This window comes from Thermomonas brevis, from assembly GCF_014395425.1.
GTDB classification, from domain to species: domain Bacteria; phylum Pseudomonadota; class Gammaproteobacteria; order Xanthomonadales; family Xanthomonadaceae; genus Thermomonas; species Thermomonas brevis.
In genome coordinates this window covers 3,049,678-3,070,936 of the sequence record NZ_CP060711.1, presented here as the reverse complement: position 1 = coordinate 3,070,936, position 21,259 = coordinate 3,049,678, and the positions used below count along the sequence as shown (strand labels likewise).

The 21,259-nt window shown below is 69.3% G+C and carries 20 protein-coding genes and 1 pseudogene; 6 read left to right on the top strand and 15 right to left on the bottom strand.

Annotated features, from left to right (window positions below):
- Positions 1-5: 5 nt before the first annotated feature.
- From csrA to H9L17_RS14200, 8 genes and pseudogenes are all read right to left on the bottom strand, one after another.
- Positions 6-200, bottom strand: a complete 195-nt coding sequence (csrA, locus tag H9L17_RS14235) for a carbon storage regulator CsrA (RefSeq protein WP_187570074.1) — start codon at positions 198-200, stop codon at positions 6-8.
- Between the two features lie 136 nt (positions 201-336).
- Positions 337-2,996 (bottom strand): annotated as a pseudogene (gene alaS / locus H9L17_RS14230) (alanine--tRNA ligase).
- A gap of 361 nt (positions 2,997-3,357) precedes the next feature.
- Positions 3,358-3,717 carry a putative quinol monooxygenase gene (locus H9L17_RS14225; protein WP_187570072.1) on the bottom strand — a complete coding sequence of 120 codons (360 nt, stop codon included), beginning with the start codon at positions 3,715-3,717 and terminating at the stop codon, positions 3,358-3,360.
- 33 nt (positions 3,718-3,750) lie between these two features.
- A complete protein-coding gene (gene recX, locus H9L17_RS14220) occupies positions 3,751-4,251 on the bottom strand; it encodes a recombination regulator RecX (protein ID WP_425507360.1) in 501 nt (166 codons plus the stop codon).
- Complete coding sequence (recA, locus tag H9L17_RS14215; protein WP_187570071.1) at positions 4,248-5,279, bottom strand: recombinase RecA; 1,032 nt, start codon at positions 5,277-5,279, stop codon at positions 4,248-4,250. Before recA ends, recX begins: the two co-directional genes overlap by 4 nt.
- Positions 5,280-5,430: 151 nt before the next feature.
- Positions 5,431-6,066, bottom strand: coding sequence for a transcriptional repressor LexA (gene lexA, locus H9L17_RS14210; protein WP_187570070.1), 636 nt, complete (start codon positions 6,064-6,066; stop codon positions 5,431-5,433).
- 46 nt (positions 6,067-6,112) lie between these two features.
- Complete coding sequence (locus tag H9L17_RS14205) at positions 6,113-6,610, bottom strand: CinA family protein (RefSeq protein ID WP_187570068.1); 498 nt, start codon at positions 6,608-6,610, stop codon at positions 6,113-6,115.
- Positions 6,611-6,716: 106 nt separating this feature from the next.
- Complete coding sequence (locus H9L17_RS14200; protein ID WP_223158061.1) at positions 6,717-9,281, bottom strand: TonB-dependent receptor; 2,565 nt, start codon at positions 9,279-9,281, stop codon at positions 6,717-6,719.
- Positions 9,282-9,531: 250 nt separating this feature from the next.
- On the opposite strand from H9L17_RS14200, the gene mutS reads away from it, so the two are divergent.
- From mutS to H9L17_RS14175, 5 genes are all read left to right on the top strand, one after another.
- On the top strand, positions 9,532-12,093 hold the full coding sequence (mutS, locus tag H9L17_RS14195; RefSeq protein WP_187570066.1) for a DNA mismatch repair protein MutS: 2,562 nt from the start codon (positions 9,532-9,534) through the stop codon (positions 12,091-12,093).
- Entirely contained in the window at positions 12,090-12,791 is a 702-nt protein-coding gene (locus H9L17_RS14190; protein WP_187570065.1) for an MOSC domain-containing protein, read from the top strand. Before mutS ends, H9L17_RS14190 begins: the two co-directional genes overlap by 4 nt.
- A gap of 112 nt (positions 12,792-12,903) precedes the next feature.
- Complete coding sequence (locus H9L17_RS14185) at positions 12,904-14,418, top strand: catalase (RefSeq protein ID WP_187570064.1); 1,515 nt, start codon at positions 12,904-12,906, stop codon at positions 14,416-14,418.
- 107 nt (positions 14,419-14,525) lie between these two features.
- Positions 14,526-15,140, top strand: a complete 615-nt coding sequence (locus H9L17_RS14180; RefSeq protein WP_187570063.1) for a DUF937 domain-containing protein — start codon at positions 14,526-14,528, stop codon at positions 15,138-15,140.
- A gap of 119 nt (positions 15,141-15,259) precedes the next feature.
- Positions 15,260-15,436: a hypothetical protein gene (locus tag H9L17_RS14175; protein ID WP_187570062.1), complete on the top strand. Its 177-nt coding sequence runs from the start codon at positions 15,260-15,262 to the stop codon at positions 15,434-15,436.
- A gap of 45 nt (positions 15,437-15,481) precedes the next feature.
- Here the strand turns inward: H9L17_RS14175 and H9L17_RS14170 are convergent, their stop codons facing one another.
- A complete protein-coding gene (locus tag H9L17_RS14170; RefSeq protein WP_187570061.1) occupies positions 15,482-16,657 on the bottom strand; it encodes a trans-sulfuration enzyme family protein in 1,176 nt (391 codons plus the stop codon).
- Between the two features lie 96 nt (positions 16,658-16,753).
- Between H9L17_RS14170 and H9L17_RS14165 the strand changes: the two genes are divergently transcribed.
- Positions 16,754-17,224 carry an Lrp/AsnC family transcriptional regulator gene (locus tag H9L17_RS14165; RefSeq protein WP_187570060.1) on the top strand — a complete coding sequence of 157 codons (471 nt, stop codon included), beginning with the start codon at positions 16,754-16,756 and terminating at the stop codon, positions 17,222-17,224.
- Between the two features lie 67 nt (positions 17,225-17,291).
- Here H9L17_RS14165 and H9L17_RS14160 read toward each other — a convergent pair whose 3' ends face one another.
- The 6 genes from H9L17_RS14160 to rimM form a co-directional block, all read right to left on the bottom strand.
- Positions 17,292-17,930 (bottom strand): glutathione S-transferase family protein, encoded by a 639-nt coding sequence (locus tag H9L17_RS14160; protein ID WP_187570058.1) that lies wholly within the window; start codon positions 17,928-17,930, stop codon positions 17,292-17,294.
- 67 nt (positions 17,931-17,997) lie between these two features.
- Positions 17,998-18,690, bottom strand: coding sequence for a helix-turn-helix transcriptional regulator (locus H9L17_RS14155; protein WP_187570057.1), 693 nt, complete (start codon positions 18,688-18,690; stop codon positions 17,998-18,000).
- 71 nt (positions 18,691-18,761) lie between these two features.
- Positions 18,762-19,160 (bottom strand): RNA-binding S4 domain-containing protein, encoded by a 399-nt coding sequence (locus tag H9L17_RS14150; protein WP_246455101.1) that lies wholly within the window; start codon positions 19,158-19,160, stop codon positions 18,762-18,764.
- Positions 19,161-19,238: 78 nt separating this feature from the next.
- Positions 19,239-19,655 carry a 50S ribosomal protein L19 gene (rplS, locus tag H9L17_RS14145; RefSeq protein WP_187570055.1) on the bottom strand — a complete coding sequence of 139 codons (417 nt, stop codon included), beginning with the start codon at positions 19,653-19,655 and terminating at the stop codon, positions 19,239-19,241.
- A 171-nt stretch (positions 19,656-19,826) separates the two neighbouring features.
- Positions 19,827-20,603: a tRNA (guanosine(37)-N1)-methyltransferase TrmD gene (gene trmD, locus H9L17_RS14140; protein ID WP_187570054.1), complete on the bottom strand. Its 777-nt coding sequence runs from the start codon at positions 20,601-20,603 to the stop codon at positions 19,827-19,829.
- Between the two features lie 79 nt (positions 20,604-20,682).
- A complete protein-coding gene (rimM, locus tag H9L17_RS14135; protein ID WP_246455235.1) occupies positions 20,683-21,192 on the bottom strand; it encodes a ribosome maturation factor RimM in 510 nt (169 codons plus the stop codon).
- Between the last annotated feature and the right edge of the window lie 67 nt (positions 21,193-21,259).

Genomic DNA, 21,259 nt, shown 5'->3' with positions numbered 1-21,259 from the left:
AAACCTCAGGAGGTTTTTTCTTCGTCCCTCGGCTCCTCGCCGCCCTGGATGCGCTGGTAGATCTCCTCGCGGTGCACGGCCACGTCCTTGGGCGCGGTGATGCCGATCCGCACCTGGTTGCCCTTCACGCCGAGCACGGTGACGGTGATCGCATCGCCGATCATCAGGGTTTCACCTACTCGCCTGGTCAAGATCAACATCGCAACTCCCCTGTCGCTGCAGCCATATGTGTACCTGCCGGTCGCAGGTGCGGATTTTCCGAACAGTCGGCCCGATCATACTTGCCGGACTTCGCATTCCACAAGCCAACTTCAGGCACAACGGCCCGGTCGATGCTCAAGCCTGCAATTTCTGCCGCACCCAGGCCGGCACGTTGTCCAAGGCGGCCAGCAGCGCCGGCCCGTCCTCGCCACCGCCCTGCGCCATGTCCGGACGGCCGCCGCCCTTGCCGTTGGTCTGGCGGGCGACGTCGCCCAGCACGTCGCCGGCCTTGACCTTGCCCAGCGCCGCGCCGCTGACGCCGGCGACCAGCGCGGCCTTGCCGGCGTCGGTGCCCGCGAGCACGACAACGGCATCGCCCAGCTGCTGCTTGAGCCGGTCCATCGCGTCGCGCAGGGCCTTGGCATCGAAGCCTTCCAGCCGCGCCGCGAGCACCTTGATGCCGGCGACGTCCTGCGCCTGCCCGGCGAGGTCGCCGGTGGCGCTGGACGCGGCCTTGGCCTTGAGCGCCTCGACTTCGCGCTCCAGCTTCTTCTGGCGATCCAGCAATGCATGCAGCTTGCCGGCCAGGTCGGCGGGGTTGCCGCCGAGCAGATGCGCGGCCTCGTGCAGGCGCTGTTCTTCCTCGGCCACGTAGTCCAACGCGCCCTGCCCGGTCACCGCCTCGATGCGGCGCACGCCGGCGGACACGCCGCCCTCGGAGACGATCTTGAACAGGCCGATGTCGCCGGTGCGGCCGACGTGGGTGCCGCCGCAGAGTTCGGTGGAAGTCGGGCCGAAGCGCAGCACGCGCACGCGCTCGCCGTACTTCTCGCCGAACAGCGCCATCGCGCCGAAATCCAGCGCTTCCTGCATGCCCATGTGGCGCACTTCGCCCTCGTGGTTGGCGCGCACCTCGGCGTTGACGCGGCGCTCGACCTCGGCCAGCTCTTCCGCCGTCATCGGTTGGAAGTGAGAGAAGTCGAAGCGCAGACGATCCGGCGCGACCAGCGAGCCCTTCTGCTGGACGTGGGTGCCCAGCACGTCGCGCAGGGCCGCGTGCAGCAGGTGGGTGGCGCTGTGGTTGAGCACCACCGCGCCGCGACGGGCGGCGTCCACAGCGCCGGCCAGCACGTCGCCCTTCCCGAGCGAGCCGGACTGCAGCTTGCCGAGGTGGCCGTGGAACTGGCCGGCCAGCTTGAGCGTGTCGGCCACCGCGAACTGCCCACCGTTCGCCGACAGCGTGCCGGTATCGCCGACCTGGCCACCGGATTCGCCGTAGAACGGGGTGCGGTCGAGCAGGACGATGGCCTCGTCGCCGGCGGCGATGGCATCGACCGGCTTGCCGTCCTTGAGCAGCGCGACCACGGTCAGGCCGTCGGCGGCCAGTGTTTCGTAGCCGAGGAACTGGGTCGGCGCGAGCTGCGATACGAGTTCCGCCGGCAGCTGCACGCCGCCGCCGAACTTGCCGGCGGCGCGGGCGGTTTCCTTCTGGTGCTCCATGGCGGCGTCGAAGCCGGCCACATCCACCGACATGCCGCGCTCGCGCGCCATATCCTGGGTGAGGTCGAGCGGGAAGCCGTAGGTGTCGTACAGGCGGAAGGCGTCGGCGCCGGGGATGGTCTTGTCGCTGACGCGAGCGGCCACGTCGTCGAAAATCTTCATGCCCGAGTCGAGCGTTTCTGCGAAGCGCTCCTCTTCAGCCTTGAGCGCGCGCTCGGCGGTGGCGCGGCCTTCGCGCAGCACCGGGTAGGCGTCGCCCATCAGCGCGTCCAGCGTCGCCACCAGCTTGTGGAAGAACGGCTCGCGCACGCCCAGCATCCAGCCGTGGCGCAGGGCGCGGCGGATGATCCGGCGCAGCACGTAGCCGCGGCCTTCGTTCGAGGGCAGCACGCCGTCCACGATCAGGAAGGCGCAGGCGCGGATGTGGTCGGCGATCACGCGCAGCGACTTGTTTTCCAGGTCGGCGGTGCCGGTCAGCTCGGCGGCGCGCTGGATGAGCGTCTGGAACAGGTCGATTTCGTAATTGGAATGGACGTGCTGCAGGATCGCGGTGATGCGCTCCAGCCCCATGCCGGTGTCCACGCAGGGCGCGGGCAGCGGCGTCAGGGTGCCGTCCGCGGCGCGGTCGAACTGCATGAACACGTTGTTCCAGATTTCGATGTAGCGGTCGCCGTCCTCGTCCGGCGAGCCGGGGGGCCGCCGAAGTGCTCCGGGCCGTGGTCGTAGAAGATTTCCGAGCAGGGGCCGCAGGGGCCGGTGTCGGCCATCTGCCAAAAGTTGTCGGAGGCGAACGGCGCGCCCTTGTTGTCGCCGATGCGGATGATGCGCTCCGGCGGCAGGCCGATCTGGTTCAGCCAGATGTCGTAGGCCTCGTCGTCGGTGTGATAGACGGTGGCGAGCAGGCGCTCCTTCGGCAGCTTCCAGACCTCGGTGAGCAATTCCCAAGCCCAGGCGATGGCTTCCTTCTTGAAGTAGTCGCCGAACGACCAGTTGCCGAGCATCTCGAAGAAGGTGTGGTGGCGCGCGGTGTAGCCCACCGAATCGAGGTCGTTGTGCTTGCCGCCCGCGCGCAGGCAGCGCTGCACGTCCGCCGCGCGCACGTAGCTGCGCTTTTCCGCGCCGAGGAACACGTCCTTGAACTGCACCATGCCGGAGTTGGTGAACAGCAGGGTCGGATCGTTGCCCGGCACCAATGGCGCGGACGGGACGATGGTGTGGCCCTTGGAGGCGAAGAAATCGAGGAAGTCGCGGCGGATGTCGGAGGTGGTCTTGGCTGGCGGGCTTTGGGCGATCATATGCATGCGGGCATCGGGAGTGGCGGGCAGCGCTGCGCCCGCGAACCGCTGAAGATGCGGCCGCGAAACCGAGTTGGCAACCCAATCGGGCCAGTTTACAGGCGATGGCGGGAGGCTGTCCGGAGATGGGTGCCCCAAAGCGGCAAGTCGACGGTATGGCGCCTACCCCGCACCTGACGCGCTCGCTGCTTCAAGCCTGCACCCGACTCTGACCTCGGGGCTCACATCCATGTTTCCGCTCAGACGGTACGACCGTGTCCGCAGGCTCATGCTCACCTGTGGCTCATTCGAATGAGCTGGCGACAGGGCAGCGACTGACCAACGCCCGTTACGCCCAGGCGGCAGCACCTAATCAGGGCGTTTACGAAACGACGCCAGCCTGCGGGGCGAGACCATTGTTGGCGCGCAGGTCCTCGACGCTCTGCTCCGAGAGCCAGACCAGCGTGTTGAGGTAGTCGTCAAGACAGGCGAGGAGCGGCGCGCGCGGTCCCTTCCGCCAGGCATCCGACGAATAGAACGCATTCTGCTGCGCTTCCAGGTGGGCCCTGTCGTTGTAGGCCCGGATCAGGTAGAAGCTTTCGTGCTCGTGGTCCGAGCGACCGAACGCCACGACATCCATGCCGCTTTCCCGCACCAGCGGCAGCGCATCCCGGAATGCCGCCACGAACCGCCCGGCGGAACCGGCTTTCAGCTTGTAGGTGCGGATTTCGACGAGTTTCATCCGGCGGCCCGGCTTAGTTTCAGTGGGTGGAACTTATTCGGCGTCCAATGCCGCGCGCACCTGCTCCATTCCGAAGCCGCGCCGCAGCAGGAAATCCGCCGCCTTGCGTTGGGCATCGCGATCTCCGGCCAGCGCCTGCGGATGGCGACGGCGCAGCAGGTCGCGAGCGCTTTCCGTCCAGTCGCCCTCGAAGCCGTCCATCGCGGCAGATACGACCTCGCTGCCGAGGCCGTGCGTGCCCAGTTCGGCACGGATATAGGCCGGACCGTAGCCGCTGCCGGCGCGGCTGCGCACCAGCGATTCCGCGAACCGGGCGTCATCCTGCCAGCCGGCATCGGCCAGCTTGTCGATGACGGAAGCAGCTTCCTCGCGCTCCACTCCCCGCTGCTGGAGCTTGCGAGCAAGCTCCAGCCGGGAATGCTCGCGCCGGGTCAGCAGGCCCAGCGCGCGCTGGACGGGCGTAGGTTCCGGGCGGCGGCGACGCTTCGGCGCTGACGAGGACACCGCATCGTCGCCGCCGCCGGATTCGCTCACTCGTCGTCGCCGGCGCCTTCGTCGCGGCCGGCGTCCTCGGGCACGAACTTCTCGCGCAGCGCGGCTTCCAGCTTCTGCGCAGAGGCCGGGTTTTCCTTGAGGTACTGGCGGGCGTTTTCCTTGCCCTGGCCGATGCGCTCGCCGTCGTAGCTGTACCAGGCACCGGCTTTTTCGACCAGCTTGGCGTCCACGCCCATGTCGATCAGTTCGCCTTCGCGGCTGATGCCTTCGCCGTACAGGATTTCGGTGATGACCTGCTTGAACGGGGGCGCCAGCTTGTTCTTGACCACCTTGATGCGGGTCTGGTTGCCGATGACCTCGTCGCCCTTCTTGATGCTGCCGATGCGACGGATGTCCAGGCGCACCGAGGCGTAGAACTTCAGCGCGTTGCCGCCGGTGGTCACTTCATTGCTCTGGCCAGGCATCATGATTCCGATCTTCTGGCGCAGCTGGTTGATGAAGATGACCAGGGTATTGCTGCGCTTGATGTTGCCGGTCAGCTTGCGCAGGGCTTGGCTCATCAGGCGGGCCTGCAGGCCGGGGAGCTGGTCGCCCATCTCGCCTTCGATTTCGGCCTTCGGGGTCAGCGCGGCCACCGAGTCCACCACCACCATGTCCACGGCGTTGGAGCGCACCAGCATGTCGGCGATTTCCAGCGCCTGTTCGCCGGTATCCGGCTGCGACAGGTAGAGGTCGTCGAGGTTCACGCCCAGCTTCTGCGCGTAGATCGGGTCGAGCGCGTGCTCGGCGTCGATGAAGGCGCAGGTGCCGCCCTGCTTCTGGCATTCGGCGATGGCCTGCAGGGTCAGGGTGGTCTTGCCGGAGGATTCCGGCCCGTAGATTTCCACCACGCGGCCCTTGGGCAAGCCGCCGATGCCCAGCGCGATGTCCAGCATCAGCGAACCGGTGCCGACGGTTTCCACCGCTTCCACGGTGCGGTCGCCCATGCGCATCACCGAGCCCTTGCCGAACTGCTTCTCGATCTGGCCCAGGGCGGCCGCAAGCGCGCGCTTCTTGTTCTCGTCCATCGTGGTGCTCCTCAAGTCGGTGATCTCTGGAATGGGGTCAGGCTAGACGGGGTGGGTCGCACAGGCTGCGACAGCGCAGGCCGGCATCGAAAAAATCGCACGGGATGCCCGGCCGCGGCATCGGGAAACCGCCCGGCCGGGCCTCGGCGGCTTACGCATTCGGACGCACCAGGCCGCAGTACAACCCTTCGATGGCGAAGTCCTGCCCCGGCTGCACCTCGATCGGCGCGTAGTCCGGGTTGCGCGGCAGCAGGCGAACCCGGCCCTGCCCGATCTTCAGCAGCTTGACGGTGATCTCGTCGTCGATGCGGGCGATCACGACCTGGCCGTTGCGCGCCTCGGAGGTGCGATGCACGCCGATCAGGTCGCCGTCGAAGATGCCCTCGTCGCGCATGGAATCGCCCTTCACCTTGAGCAGGTAGTCGGGCGTGGGCGAGAACAGGGCGCGGTCCATCAGCACCATGCGGTCGCTGCCGATGTCGGCGCCGATCGGCACGCCGGCGGCCACCTGGCCCAGCACCGGCAGTTGCAGGGTGTCGTCGTTGGCGGGCAGGTCGAGTTGGCGCGGGCCGTCCGGCAGTTGCAGCAGGCGCAGGCTGCGGGCGCGGCCGGGGCTGCGCTCGACCACGCCGGCCGCCTCCAGCGCCTCCAGATGGTATTGCGCGGCACGCACGCCCTTGAAGCCGAAGGCGCGGGCGATTTCCGCCTGCGAGGGAGCGAAGCCTTCGGCCTCGATGCGCTCGGCGATGAAGGCGTGGATGGCGCGCTGGGTATCGGTCAGATCCATGGTTAGTAGTAATACTACTAACAACCCTGTCCGTCAACAGCGGAAATCAGCCCAGCTGCCACTCCAGCCCGCGCAGCGCCGCCGCGACGGTCTGCCGACGCACCGCGTCGCGGTCGCCCTCGAAATGGAACACCTCGGCGCGGGCGTAGCCGCCGCGCCGCTTCCAGCCGACCCAGACCGTGCCGACCGGCTTGTCCTCGTTGCCGCCGCCGGGGCCGGCGATGCCGGTCACCGCGACGGCGATCGTCGCGCCGGAATGCACCAGCGCGCCGGACACCATTTCCACCACGGTCTCGCGGCTGACCGCGCCGAACTGCTCCAGCGTCTGCGGGCGCACGCCCAGCAGCGCCTGCTTGGCCTCGTAGCTGTAGGCGACCATGCCGCAGTCGAACCAGGCCGAGGAGCCGGGTACGTCGGTCATGCACTTGGCGATCCAGCCGCCGGTGCAGCTCTCGGCGGTGACCAGCATGTGCCGCAGCGCCAGCAGGCGCTGCCCGGTGGCCGCGGACAGCGCATCGAGCTCGGCATCGGTGGGGGCGTTCATCGGCGGACCCGGCGTGGACGTGTGCGCGTTGTAGCGCATCCGGCGCGGAAAACAAAACCGGCCCGCGAGTGGGCCGGTCGGAAGCACGGGCTTTCAGCCGAAAAAATCAGAAGCGGAACCGCAGCGTCGCTCCGTACATGCGCGGCGCGCCGAGGAAGGCGTTGTAGGTGTTCTTGGGGTTGCCCGGCTCGGGCGTGCCCAGCGCCTGCAGAGGGCCGTCGAAGCCGACCTGCACGTAGTCCTGGTCGAACAGGTTCAGCGCCCACAGTTCCAGCTGCCACTTGCGGTCGCGGGCGCCGATGCCGAGGCGCGCGTTCACCACCGTGTAGGCGTCCTGCATCTTCTCGACGTCGAGGTCGGAGCCGGTGTTGTACTTGGACATATACTTGCCGCCGATGTTGAAGCGGCCTTCCAGGCTCGATCCGATGTCCCACTCGTAGGTCGCCGACAACGAGCCGGAGAACTTCGGCGCGAAGCTCATCTGCGCGCCCGGCAACTTGTACAGCGCGCCGATGGACGGGCACTGGGCCGTAGTTGCGCCTGGTCCGACGAAATCGCAGCCCGGGATGTCGTCGCCGTACTTGGTGTCGGCGTACATCATGCCGGCCTGCAGCATCAGCGCGGGCGTGGCCTGCCACAGCAGTTCGGCGTCCAGGCCCTTCGACACCACCTCGGGGATCGAGCGCACCACGAAGCTGGTGCCGAGGAAGCTGTTGAGCTGGAAGTCGCTGTAGGTCTGGTGGAATAGCGCCGCGTTGAGCAGCAGGTTGCCGCCGGCCCAGGTGGTCTTGGCGCCCAGCTCCCAACTGTCGACGAATTCGCCGGGGAACGAGGTGTCGTCGACCGGCGTGATGCCGGAGCCTCCGCTGGACAGGCCGTTGGAAGACTGCACACGATCCAGGTTGAAGCCGCCGGCCTTGTAGCCGCGCGCGTACGACAGGTAGGTCATCGCATGCTCGTTCCAGCGGTACGCCGCCTTCAGCGTGCCCGACCATTCGTTCTCGCTGCGGGACTGGTCGGTGACGCGGCCCGCGTGCATCACGTTGGCCCACGGCAAGCAGCCGTAGCCGACGATGTTGTTGAGCAGGGCCTGCTGGTTGGCCGAGGGCAGCGACGCGAACGGCACGCCGCGGGCGGTCAGCGCGGCGGCGATGCGGCCGATGGCGGCGGGGCTGACGCCGTTCGGGCCGAAGAACGACGCGCAGCCCGCGCTGCCGTTGGGATTGCTGTAGGCCGAATGCAGGTCCTTGGTCTCGCGGGTGTAGCGCAGGCCCAGGGTGACGTCGAGCGCGTCGCTGGCGTGCCAGGTGTTGTTGGTGAACAGCGCGGTGCTCTTGGCCTCCTGCATGTAGTGGTCCAGCGCGCCCAGCCCGGCGAAGACGGTGCCGAACGGCCGGCCGGTGGCGTCGGCCATGAAGGTCGCGGCGTTCGGCAGCGACGCCAGCGCCGGGTTGATCATCGACAGCAGGCCGATCGACAGGTAGGGCTCGTAGGCCGCGCCGATCCGGTAGCTTTCGGTGCGCTCGATGGTTTCCTTGCTGTAGAACGCGCCGAACAGCCAGTCCACCTTGTCGGTGGCGCCGGCCAGATGGAACTCCTGGCTGAAGGTCTTGAACCGGCTGTAGGACTCGCCCTCCTCCGGGTTCATGTAGATCAGGTCGGCGGTGCTGAAGTCGAAGTCGCGGCCGTTGACGGCGTCCCAGTCGCGGCCGGCGGTGATCGAGGAGAAACGGGCGCCGCCCAGCGCGTCCAGGTCGACGTTGACTTCGCCCTGCACGCCCCTGTCGCTGATCTTCTGCGCGGTGCTGCGGTTGCTGTAGGCCGTGCGCGCCCACGGATCGGCAGGCCGGGCGATGGCGTTGCCGCCGCCCAGCTTGTCGATCAGCGCCGAGGTTTCGCCGCTGACCAACTGCACCGCCGTGCAGCAGTTCTCGTCGCGGCGGGTGGAGTCCGCCGACAGCACGATCTCCACGTTGTCCGCGGGCGCGAGCAGGAATTTGAGCCGGAAGGTGTCGAAATCCTGGTCGTAGTCGCGGTCTTCCGTGCGCGGGCCGGCGCCGGTGACCACCCTCATCCAGCCGTCGCGGTTGCGGTGCGCGGCGTACACGCGCAGCGCGGCGTAGTCGCCCAGCGGCGTGTTGAACGAACCCGCCAGCCCCAGCGCGCCGTAGTTGCCGAACGTCACCTCGCCCTCGGCCTCGCGCTCGAAGCCCGGCTTGCGGGTGATCACGTTGATGACGCCGGACGAGGTGTTCTTGCCGAACAGCGTGCCCTGCGGGCCCTTCAGCACCTCGACGCGCTCCAACTCGCCCAGGTCGCCGAAGCCCACCGAATTGCGCGGGCGGTACACGCCGTCGATGACCACGCCGACCGACGACTCCAGCCCGACGTTGTCGCCCACCGTGCCGATGCCGCGGATGCGCGCGGTGGTGATCGCCTCGCTCTGCGTGCTGGTCACGGTCAGGCCCGGCACCAGCACCTGCAGATCCTTGATGTCGCGCACGCCGGTGTCCTGCAGGGTCTGCTGCGACAGCGCGGTGACCGCCACCGGCACGTCCTGCATGACCTCCTCGCGCTTCTGCGCGGTGACCACCAGCGTATCGAGCGTCTTCGCCTCCTTCTGCGGGGCGAACGGCGCCGCATCCTGCGCCAGCGCAGGCAGGGCGAACATGGAAACCAGTCCGGCGACGACGGCCGCGGACAGCGAACTGCGTTGCGCTTGCTTGCGAAGCATGACCTTCCCCCACTCGTGGCTGCGACGAGACCGAAATTTTTTGTGGACGCCCAAGGCACCTGCGCCGTCGGCCACGTGGGGGAATGGCCGCGCGAGGTCGCCGCCAGCATACCCGGCCGGCGCCGCGGCAACCAGCCGGCCGGCCGCTTCGGGCAAACTATCCGGCCCACACCAGTCAGACCGCCGGATGACCGCAGAACACACGCCCCTGATGAAGCAGTTCTTCGCCGCCAAGGCGGAGCATCCGGACGTGCTGCTGTTCTTCCGCATGGGCGACTTCTACGAGCTGTTCTACGACGACGCCCGCAAGGCGGCGCGGCTGCTCGACATCACCCTGACCCAGCGCGGCAACTCCGCCGGCCAGCCGATCCCGATGGCCGGGGTGCCGCACCACGCCTACGAAAGCTATCTGGCGCGGCTGGTGGCGCTGGGCGAATCGGTGGCGATCTGCGAGCAGATCGGCGATCCGGCCGCGTCCAAGGGGCTGGTGGAACGCAAGGTGGTGCGCATCGTCACCCCCGGCACGGTCACCGACGAGGCGCTGCTGGACGAGCGCCGCGACACCCTGCTGCTGGCGATCTCGCGCGGCAGGCACGGCTACGGGCTGGCTTGGGCCGACCTCGCCAGCGGCCGGCTGCGGGCGAACGAAGTGAGCGGCGAGGACGCGCTGGAAGCCGAGCTGGCCCGCCTGCAACCGGCGGAAACGCTGGTGCCCGACGAAGAAAACTGGCCCGCCTGCGTACTGGAAGCGCGCGGCCTGCGCCGGCGCGCGCCGTGGCTGTTCGACGCCGATTCCGGCCGCCGCCAGTTGCTGCAGTTCTTCGGCGTGCACGACCTCACCGCCTTCGGCATCGACGAGCGCCCGCTGGCGATCGCCGCCGCCGCCGCGCTGCTGGGCTACGTCGAGGAAACCCAGAAGCAGCGCCTGCCGCACCTGCGCGCGATCGCGCTGGAAACCAGCGACGAGGCCATCGCCATGAACGCAGCCACGCGCCGCCACCTGGAGCTGGATTCGCGCATCGACGGCGACGTCAAGGCCACCCTGCTGGGCGTGCTGGATTCCACCGTCAGCCCGATGGGCGGCCGCCTGCTGCGGCGCTGGCTGCACCGCCCGCTGCGCGACCGCCGCACGGTCGGCGAGCGCCACCACGCGGTGCAGACGCTGATCGAGCACCGCGCCGACGAGCTGCTGCGCGAATCCTTCCGCAGCCTCGGCGACATGGAGCGCATCCTCTCGCGCGTGGCCCTGCGCAGCGCGCGTCCGCGCGATCTTTCCACCCTGCGCGACGGCCTTTCGCTGCTGCCCGCCGTGCGCGAGATCCTGGCGCCGCTGGACTCCCCGCGCCTGCAGGCGCTGCATGCCGAGCTCGGCGAACACGACGCCACCGCGCATGCCCTGCGTTCCGCCATCGTCGCCCAGCCGCCGCTGCTGGCGCGCGACGGCGGCGTGATCGCGGAAGGCTACGACGTCGAACTCGACGAGCTGCGCCGGCTGTCCACCCACGCCGACCAGTTCCTGATCGACCTCGAGGCGCGCGAGCGCGAGGCCACCGGCATCGCCAACCTCAAGGTCGGCTACAACCGCGTGCACGGCTACTTCATCGAGATCAGCAAGGGCCAGAGCGACAAGGCGCCCGTGCACTACACCCGCCGCCAGACCCTGACCGGCGCTGAGCGCTACATCACCGAGGAGCTGAAGAGCTTCGAGGACAAGGTGCTGTCCGCGCGCGAACGTTCGCTGGCGCGCGAGAAGCTGCTGTACGACGGCGTGCTCGACCTGCTCAACGAGGTGCTGGAATCGCTGCGCCGCTGCGCGCTGGCGCTGAGCGAACTCGACGTGCTGGCCTGCTTCGCCGAACGCGCGCTGGCGCTGGACTGGAGCATGCCTGCGCTGCGCGAGGAACCCGGCATCGCCATCGAGCGCGGCCGGCATCCGGTGGTAGAAGCGCTGCGCGACGCGCCGTTCGAGCCGAACGATCTTGTCTTCGACGACGCGACGCGGATGTACGTCATCACCGGCCCGAACATGGGCGGCAAGAGCACCTTCATGCGCCAGAACGCGCTGATCGTGCTGCTGGCCTGCATCGGCAGCTTCGTGCCTGCAGCCAAGGCGACGCTCGGCCCGATCGACCGCATCCTGACCCGCATCGGCGCGGGCGACGACCTGGCGCGCGGGCAATCGACCTTCATGGTCGAGATGAGCGAGACCGCCTACATCCTGCACCACGCCACCGCGCAGTCGCTGGTGCTGATGGACGAGATCGGGCGCGGCACGTCGACCTACGACGGCCTGGCATTGGCCGATGCAGTGGCGCGGCAGTTGGCGGCAAGCAATCGCAGCTACACGCTGTTCGCCACGCACTACTTCGAGCTGACCGCGCTGGCCGAACCAGGCAGCGGCATCGCCAACCTGCATCTGGATGCGGTCGAGCACGGCGACGCGCTGGTGTTCATGCACGCGGTGCGTCCCGGCCCCGCCAACCGCAGCTTCGGCCTGCAAGTCGCGGCGCTGGCCGGCCTGCCGAAAGCCGCGCTGCAACAGGCGCGCGCGCGGCTGGCCGAACTGGAATCACAGAATCGCGATGCACCCGCCACGCCGATGAGCGCGCCGGCCCTCGACCAGCCGCAGCAGTTCGGCCTGTTCGCGCCGCAGTCGGCCGCGCTGGACGCGCTGGCCGGCATCGACCCGGACGAGCTCACGCCCAAGCAGGCGCTGGAAGCGCTGTACCGGCTGAAGACGCTGACGTGAGCAGCACGCCGGCCGTGCGGGTGGATGCGCTGCTCGCCGGCAAGGCGCGCGCCTACACGCGGCCCGGCACGCTGAGCGGGATCGACAAGCGGCCGCTGGCCGGCGAGGTGCGCATCGGCGAACTCGGGATCGCCGGCGACGAACAGGGCGATCCGCGCGTCCACGGCGGCCCGGACAAGGCCGTGCACCACTACGCCTTCGACCATTACGCGGCCTGGCGCGACGACCTCGGCGCGCTGCCATTGCTGCAAACACCGGGCGCGTTCGGCGAGAACATCAGCACGCAGGGGCTGACCGAAGCCGACGTCTGCCTCGGCGACCGCTTCGCGCTGGGCGATGCGCTGCTGGAAATCAGCCAGGGCCGGCAGCCGTGCTGGAAGCTCAACGACCGCTTCGACGTGCCGGACATGGCCCGCCGCGTGCAGGCCACCGGCCGCACCGGCTGGTACTACCGCGTGCTGCGCCCCGGCAGCGCGCGCGCCGGCGATGCGCTGGCGCTGGCGGAGCGCCCGTATCCTGGCTGGACGCTGCAACGCCTGGCCGCGCTGCTGTACGGGCGCACGCTCGATCCCGCCCTGCTGGAACCCGCGCTGCGCCTGCCGCTGGTGCCCTCGTGGCGCAAGCTGATCGAACGCCGCCTGCAACAGGGCGCGGTCGAGGACTGGAGCCGCCGGATCGACGGGCCGGCATCGGATTGATCGACGGCGCGGCATCGATAGCCGGACATGATCGGTTCGATCCCATCAATCGATTTCCATTGATCGATCGCAGCTCCTAATGTGGGTGCATCACCCGCCACCGGAGCCCGCCATGAGCAAGCCGACCGACACGCCGACCCACCTGACCACCGACTTCGGCGCGCCCGTGCCGGACAACCAGAACAGCATGACCGCGGGCCCGCGCGGCCCGCTGCTGGCGCAGGACGTATGGCTCAACGAAAAGCTGGCCAACTTCGTGCGCGAAGTGATCCCGGAGCGGCGCATGCACGCCAAGGGCTCCGGCGCGTTCGGCACCTTCACCGTCACGAACGACATCACGAAATACACGCGCGCCAAGATTTTCAGCGCAGTCGGCAAGAAGACCGAACTGTTCGCCCGCTTCACCACCGTCGCCGGCGAACGCGGCGCGGCCGACGCCGAGCGCGACATTCGCGGCTTCGCGCTGAAGTTCTACACCGAGGAAGGCAACTGGGACATGGTGGGCAACAACACGCCGGTGTTCTTCATCCGCGACCCGCTCAAGTTCCCCGACCTCAACAAGGCGGTGAAGCGCTGCCCGCACACCAACCTGCGCAGCGCCACCTACAACTGGGACTACTGGACGCTGCTGCCCGAAGCGTTGCACCAGGTCACCGTGGTGATGAGCGACCGCGGCATCCCCGCAAGCTACCGCCACATGCACGGCTTCGGCTCGCACACCTACAGCTTCTGGAACGACGCCGGCGAGCGCTTCTGGGTGAAGTTCCATTTCCGCACCCGGCAGGGCATCAGGAACCTCACCGACGCCGAAGCCGCCGAACTGATCGGCCATGACCGCGAAACCCACCAGCGCGACCTGTTCGACGCCATCGAGCGCGGCGACTTCCCGAAGTGGACGATGTACGTGCAGGTGATGCCGGAGGCCGACGCCGAGAAAGTGCCCTATCACCCGTTCGACCTGACCAAGGTGTGGCCGCACGCGGACTACCCGCTGATCGAAGTCGGCGAGTTCGAGCTGAACCGCAACCCGGAGAACTTCTTCGCCGACGTGGAGCAGAGCGCGTTCGCGCCGGGCAACCTCGTGCCGGGCATCGGCGTCTCGCCCGACAGGATGCTGCAGGCGCGCCTGTTCAACTATGCCGACGCGCAGCGCTACCGCCTCGGCACCAACTACCAGCAGATCCCGGTCAACGCCGCGCGCTGCCCGGTGCACAGCAACCACCGCGACGGCATCGGCCGCGTCGACGGCAACTACGGCAGCCGGCCACACTACGAGCCCAACAGCTTCCACCAGTGGCAGCAGCAGCCGCAGTACCGCGAGCCGCCGCTGAAGATCGACGGCAACGCCGACCACTGGGATTTCCGTCAGGACGACGCCGACTACTACAAGCAGCCCGGCGACCTGTTCCGCCTGATGACGCCGGCGCAGCAGCAGGCGTTGTTCGACAACACCGCCCGCGCGATGGGCGATGCGCCGGACTTCATCAAGCAGCGCCATGTCGATAACTGCACGAAGGCCGATCCGGCCTACGGCGCGGGCGTGGCCGCCGCGCTGCGCAAGCTCGGCTGGCTCGCGGGCGCCACCTCGCCGAACAGTCTGGGCGAGGAAACGCCGCCGGCGGCGTAACGGGCAGCCCGGTTGGGAAAGAACGCCGGCAGGCTCGCCCCTGCCGGCGTTTTCGTTGCGGGTTACCCTAGCCGCACCATCCATCCCGCACCGCGCAGGAGCCCAGCATGCCGTCCCTGACCGACGATCTCGTTTCCCAGCTGTCCGGCCCCGCCCTCCAGCAGATCAGCCAGCAGCTCGGCGCCAGCCCCGCGCAGACCTCCGGCGCCATCGCCGCCGCCCTGCCGATGATCCTCGGCGCGATGGGCCGCAACACCGCTCAGCCCGGCGGCGCGGAAGCGCTGTTCGGCGCGCTCGGCCGCGACCACAACACCGGCGGCGGTCTCGGCGACCTTCTCGGCGCGGTGTTGGGCGGCCAGCAGGACCGGCAGACCGACGGCCTCGGCCAGCTCGGCCACATCTTCGGCGGCCAGCTGCCGCGCGCGGAGAGCGGCCTCGGCCAGGCCACCGGCCTCGGCAGCGACAAGGCGCAGATGCTGCTGAAGATCCTCGCCCCCATCGTGATGGCCTACCTGGCGAAGCGGATGTTCGGCGGCCAGCCGCAGGCGGCCTCGCCGCAGGTGCTGGGCGACATCCTCGGGCAGGAGCACGCGCAGGTACGGCAGGCCGGCGGCCCCGGCGGCGGGCTGCTGGGCGCGGTGCTGGACCAGGACGGCGACGGGGAGCTGGGGCTGGGCGATCTGTTGAAGATCGGCGGCGGGTTGCTGGGCGGCGGGCGCTGAGCAATAGCAGCTAATAAAACGCCCTACGCCGCAGAACGCTCGTTTGAAGCCGCCGCCAAACCGGCGCGGCTTCGGCGCTTCACCCGATACGACGCTCGGCAATCCTCACTGGAGACACCATGCACGCAAGTTCCGAATTCTTCGTCGGCTGGGGCACGCTGTCCCTCATCAACGCCGGCCTGGCCCAGTCGAAGGGCCGCAGCGGCCTGGGCTGGTGGTTCGGCTCGCTGTTCGTCGGACCGCTGGCGACGCTTCTGATCGTCGCGCTGCCGGCGGTTCCGAACCGGATGGTCTGACGTCCGATGCAGGCCGCCCTCAGGGGCGGCCTGTCTATATTGGCATCACGCCTTCGCCGCGGCCTCCAGCGCCTGCGCGAGATCTGCCCAAAGGTCTTCCACGTCCTCGATGCCCACCGACAGCCGCAGCAGCCCCGGCGTGATGCCGGTCGCGGCCTTCACCTTGTCGTCCACCATGCGGTGGGTCAGGCCGGCGGGATGCTGGATCAGGGTGTCCACCGAGCCCAAGCTCACCGCCGCGGTCATCACCTTCACCGAGGCCATCGCCTTGGCCGCCGCCTCGTGGCCGCCGCGCAGCTCGAACGCCATCAGGCAGCCCGGCCCGCACATCTGCGTGCCGACGAGGTGCGCGCCATGCGCGCCCGCCAACCCCGGATAGAAGACCTTCGCCACCGCCGGATGCTCCTGCAGGCGCCGGGCCAGCACCTGCGCATTGGCCTGTGCCGCTTCCACGCGCAGCTTCAGCGTCGGCAGGCCGCGGTGCAGCAGGTAGGCGGCCAGCGGGTGCAGCAGCGCGCCGGTGGCGGCGCGAACGGTGCGCAGCGGCGCGGCGCGGGCTTCGTCGCAGCAGACCACGCCGGCGATCACGTCGCCGTGGCCGCCGAGGAACTTGGTGGCGCTGTGCAGGACGTAGGTCGCGCCGAGTTCGGCCGGACGCTGCAGCACCGGGGTGGCGAAGGTGGAATCCACCAGCACCGGCACGTCGCCGGCCGCTTCGACCACCGCCTTGATGTCCACCAGGTTGAGGGTGGGATTGGCCGGGGTTTCGATCACTACCAGCGCGGTGTCCGGGCGGCGGCGCGCGGCGATTTCATCGGCCTGCACGAACTCGGCTTCCAGCCCGCACATGCCGGTCGCCAGCAGATGGTCGGCGGTGCCGTACAGCGGGCGCACCACCAGCACGTGCTTGCCGTGCTGGGCGCGATCCAGCAGCACCGCGGTCATCGCGGCCATGCCGGAGGCGTAGGCCACGCAGGCCCGGGTGCTTTCCAGCGAGGCGATGGCGTTCTCGGCGCGGGCCACGGTGGGGTTGTGCAGGCGCGCGTAGATCGGGTTGGCGGCGCTGGCGTGGCCGCCGACCAGCGCATCGAAGCTGGCGCTGCCGACGTCGAGATCGGCGATGGGATAGGTAGTGGACAGGTCCAGCGGCGGCGCGTGCACGCAGAGGTCGCCGAAATCCTCGCGGCCGGCGTGGACGGCGGTGGTCTGGAAACGGTGCATGGCGGCCTCGGATGCGGTGGGATGCGGCTATCCTAGAACCCCGTTCGGCACGAAACCGTCGTACCGAACGATATTTCGCCAACGCCGCCTACCGCCATGCTCGACCGAATCGACTACGCCCTGCTCCGCCTGCTGCGGAAGAATGCGCGCCTGCCCAACAAGGATCTGGCCGAGAAAACCGGCATCGCGCCGTCCACCGCGCTGGAACGGGTGCGGCGGATGCGCGAGGCGAAGATCCTGCTGGGCTACCACGCGGAGATCGCGCCCGAAGCCATCGGCGTGGGCTTGCAGGCGATGGTGTCGGTGCGGCTGGCGCGGCATTCGCGCGCACTGGTCGACGGCTTCCATCGCCACCTGCTGGGCCTGCCGGAAGTGCTGGCCTGCTACCACGTGGCCGGGGCGGACGATTTCCTCGCCCACGTCGGCGTGCGCGACAGCGAGCATCTGCGCCAGTTCACGCTGAGTGCGCTGACCGAGCGCGAGGAAGTGGCGCACATCGAGACGCGCCTGATCTTCGAGTTCCAGCGCAACGTGGAATTGCCGGCGCACGGCGACCTGCCGGCATAGCCCGCAGGCGCATGCATGCCGGGCTCCCCACTGTTGCGGAGAACCCGGCATCGTTGCCCGGCGATCGTCAGTGCGCTTCGGCCGGCTCCAGCTTCGGTGCGGGCCTGGCCAGCGCGTCGTCGCGCGCATTCGCGCGCTGGGCCGCGGGGCGCTGCAGATGCGGCATCGCATAGTCCTGGAACACCGGCTTGGGCTCCAGTTCGCCGATCTGGATGTAGTAGCCGATGAACGCGGCCAGGTAGAGGTCGGTCACGGTGAAGCGGTCGCCGACCACGTGGCGCTTGCCCGCCACCGCGCTTTCCAGCGTGCGCAGCAGGTCGGCTTCGTTGCCGTAGCCGGCCTCCATCGACGGCGCGATCGTGCCGTGGCGGCGCGCGGTGATGAAGAATTCCAGCGGGCTGGCGAACAGCATCCAGCGGTAGCAGGCGCCGCGCTCCGGCGTGCCCGGCGGCGGCAGCAGGCCCAGCTCCGGCACCAGGTCGGCCAGGTGCAGGCAGATGGCGGCGTTCTCGGTGATCGCCACGCCGTCGTGCAGCAGCGCCGGCACCTTGCCCATCGGATTGACGGCGAGGAACTCCGGCGCCTTCATGCTGGTGCCGAACTCCAGCCGCACCTCTTCGTAGGGCAGGCCGGTTTCCTCCAGCATCCAGCGGGTGATGCGGGCGCGCGACATCGGGTTGGTATAGAAGCGCAACTGCGTGCTCATGGCCGTTCCTGCGTTGGGTGGACGCGCAGTCTGCGGCGGGCCTGCTGACAACTCCTGTCAGCAGTCTTCATTCCCGCTGGCGCGCCCGCTCCTGCTCGCGCCAGCGCCGCAGCAGCGCATGCCGCGTCTGCGGATAGCACCGCCCCGCGTCCTCCAGCCCCAGCACGCGGTCGGCTCGGAAATGGCGGAAGTCGCCGCGCAGCTCGCACCAGGCCGCCAGCAGGCGGCGGTCGTCGAGGAAGGCCATCGCGAACGGCCAGATCGTGCGCTGCGACACCCGGTTGCCGGCATCGGCATAGGCCAGGTGCAGCGCGCGCTGGCCGCGGATGGCGTGGCGCAGCGTGAGCAGCCACGGCTCCGGCGGCGCGGGGCACCAGTCCGGCGCGAACAGGCCGCCGGTTTCCACCTGCAGGCGCAGGCTGTCGGGCAGGATGCCGAGGATGCGGTCCATCGCGCCGCGCGCCGCCGCCGCGAGCTCCGGGTCGGCATGCGAGGCCACCCAGCGCGTGCCCAGCACCATCGCTTCCAGTTCGTCCTCCGAGAACATCATCGGCGGCAGCAGGAAGCCGGGCCGCAGCTGGTAGCCGACGCCGGGATCGCCGGCGATCTCCGCGCCCTGCCCGCGCAGCGCGTCGATGTCGCGGTACAGCGTGCGCAGGCTGACGCCGAGCTGCTCGGCCAGCCGCGCGCCCTGCACCGGCTTGCGGCGGCGGCGGAGTTCGTCCAGCAGCTGCAGCAGGCGGGCGGCGCGCGTCGTCATGCGGGGAGTTCCCGGGCGGGGGCGATGCAGGATAGCGGCGCGCGCGGGAAACGCCACGCCGGCGACGCGGCTCAGAGCGCGTCGATGTCTCCCAGCGCGCGGATCAGCCGGCGCGCGCGCTTGTCGGGCTTCGTCTCCGGCGGGTGATAGCCGGCGCGTTCGGCGGCGCGCTGTGCGCGGGCCTGTTCGCGGGCGAGCTTCGACGCTTCGGATTCGCGATAGAGGGTCTGCGCCACGCTGGCCGGGCCGCGCACGTCGCTGAGCGCGAGGACTTCGACCTCGAAGCGTTCCTCCATGCGCGCGACGCGCAACGCGTCGCCCACGCGCACGCTACGCGAGGGCTTGGCGCGCTGCCCGCCGATCTCGACCTTGCCGGTCTCGATGGCCTGCTTCGCCAAGGCGCGGGTCTTGTAGAAGCGCGCCGCCCACAGCCACAGGTCGAGACGGACGCTGGCGGTGTCGTCTGGCATCGGCATACGGTCGGTTCCCGGTTCCCGAAACGCAAACGGCCACCCGGAGGTGGCCGTCGTGCGGATCGCGAAAGCGCCTTACTCGGCGGCGGCTTCGGCGGCCGCAGCCGCGGCGGCCTTGGCCTTGGCGTTGCCGGCCAGGTCTTCCTTGATGCGCGCCTTCTTGCCTTCCAAGCCACGCAGGTAGTACAGCTTGCTCGCGCGCACCGCGCCGCGACGCTTCACTTCCACCGAATCGATGGTGGCGCTGTGGGTCTGGAACACGCGCTCCACGCCGAAGCCGTGGGAAATCTTGCGCACGGTGAACGCGGAGTTCAGGCCGGCATTCTTCTTGCCGATGACCACGCCTTCGTAGGCCTGCACGCGCTCGCGGTTGCCTTCCTTCACCTTGACGTTGACGATGACGGTGTCGCCGGGGCCGAAGTCGGGCAACTTGCGCGAAGCCTGCGCGGTTTCGAAGTCCTGGACGAGGGTGTGGATCGAGGGCTTGTTCATTGGGTTCAACCTGTGGATTCGTGTTGCGTGCTTTGGCACGCGCCTGTTGGTGTCGTTGTTGCGCGAGTGCACGTGGACCCGCGTCATGGCTCGGTGGAACGGACAGCTGTCGAACGTGGGCATAGCCCAGCCGCGCATTATAGCGGCAATTTTTCCTTCCGCGCCAGCGGCCTACGCGTCCCCGGCCGGGGGCTCGCCGACCGCCTGCAGCCAGCGCGCGCGGAATTCGTCCAGCAGCACCCGGTCCGCCTTCGACAGCATCGATTCGTCCAGCAGGTCGGGCCGGCGCAGCCAGGTGCGGCCGAGCGACTGCTGGCGCCGCCAGCGCGCGATCTGCGCATGGTTGCCGGACAGCAGCACCTCCGGCACCGGGCCCAGCTCGTGCTCGACCGGGCGGGTGTAATGCGGGCAGTCCAGCAGGCCGTCGCCCTCAAAGCTGTCCTGCAACGCAGATTCGGCGTCGTTCAGGGCGCCGTCCTGCAAGCGCGCCACCGCATCGATCAGCACCGCCGCCGCCAGTTCGCCGCCGGACAGCACGTAGTCGCCGATGGAAATCTCCTCGTCCACCTCGGCCTGCAGCAGGCGCTCGTCAACGCCTTCATAGCGGCCGCACAGCAGGATCAGCCGCGCCTCGCCGGCCAGTTCGCGCACCTTGCGCTGGTCCAGCCGGCGGCCCTGCGGGCTGAGATAGACGACTTTCGTCGGCACGTCGGGGGCGGCGGCGCGGATCGCGCGGATCGCGGCGCGCAGCGGCTCGATCAGCATCACCATGCCGGGACCGCCGCCGAACGGGCGGTCGTCGACGCGGCGGTAGTTGCCTTCGGCGTGGTCGCGCGGGTTCCAGCCGTGGATCGATAGCAACCCGCGCTCACCCGCGCGCCCCACCACACCGTGCGCGGCGAGCTGGGCGACGAATTCGGGGAACAGGCTGATGACGTCGAAGCGCATGGGTCGGAAGCGCACTGGCGCGGAACGGGGGATCGGGTGGAAGCCTAAAACAAACGGCCGCCGCCCTCCCTTCACCGCCCTAGAACTCGGCGTCCCAGTCGACGGTGACGAGGCCGGCGTCGAAATCCACGCCGCGGACGAAGTCCGGCTGCACGAACGGGATCATGCGCTCGCGCTCGCCCCGCGCCACCAGCACGAGATTGGCGCCGTTGTCGAACAGGTGCGAGACGACGCCGAAATCCGCGCCTTCGAGGTTGGCCACGCGCAGCCCTTCCAGGTCGACCCAGTAGTACTCGCCCGGCGCGGGCGGCGGCAGCGCGGAGCGCGGCACCAGGATCTCGGTGCCGCGCAGCGCGTCGGCGGCGTCGCGATCCTCGATGCCGGGCAGCGTGGCGATCAGCCCCTTGCCGCCTTCGCGCACCTTCGCGCCCTCGCACAGGCGCTCGTTGCCGCGCGCGTCGCGCAGCGTCCACGGCAGGTAGCGGGCGATGGCGCGCTGCGGGTCGGCATAGCTTTCCAGCTTCACCTCGCCGCGCACGCCGAACGCACCGTGCAACCGGCCCATCGGGATCATCCTTTCGGGAGTCATCCGCTGGCCGGCGTCCGGTGCGTTCATGCGTTCGATGCGACGGGCCGCGGAGGCGCGGCCCGAAGGC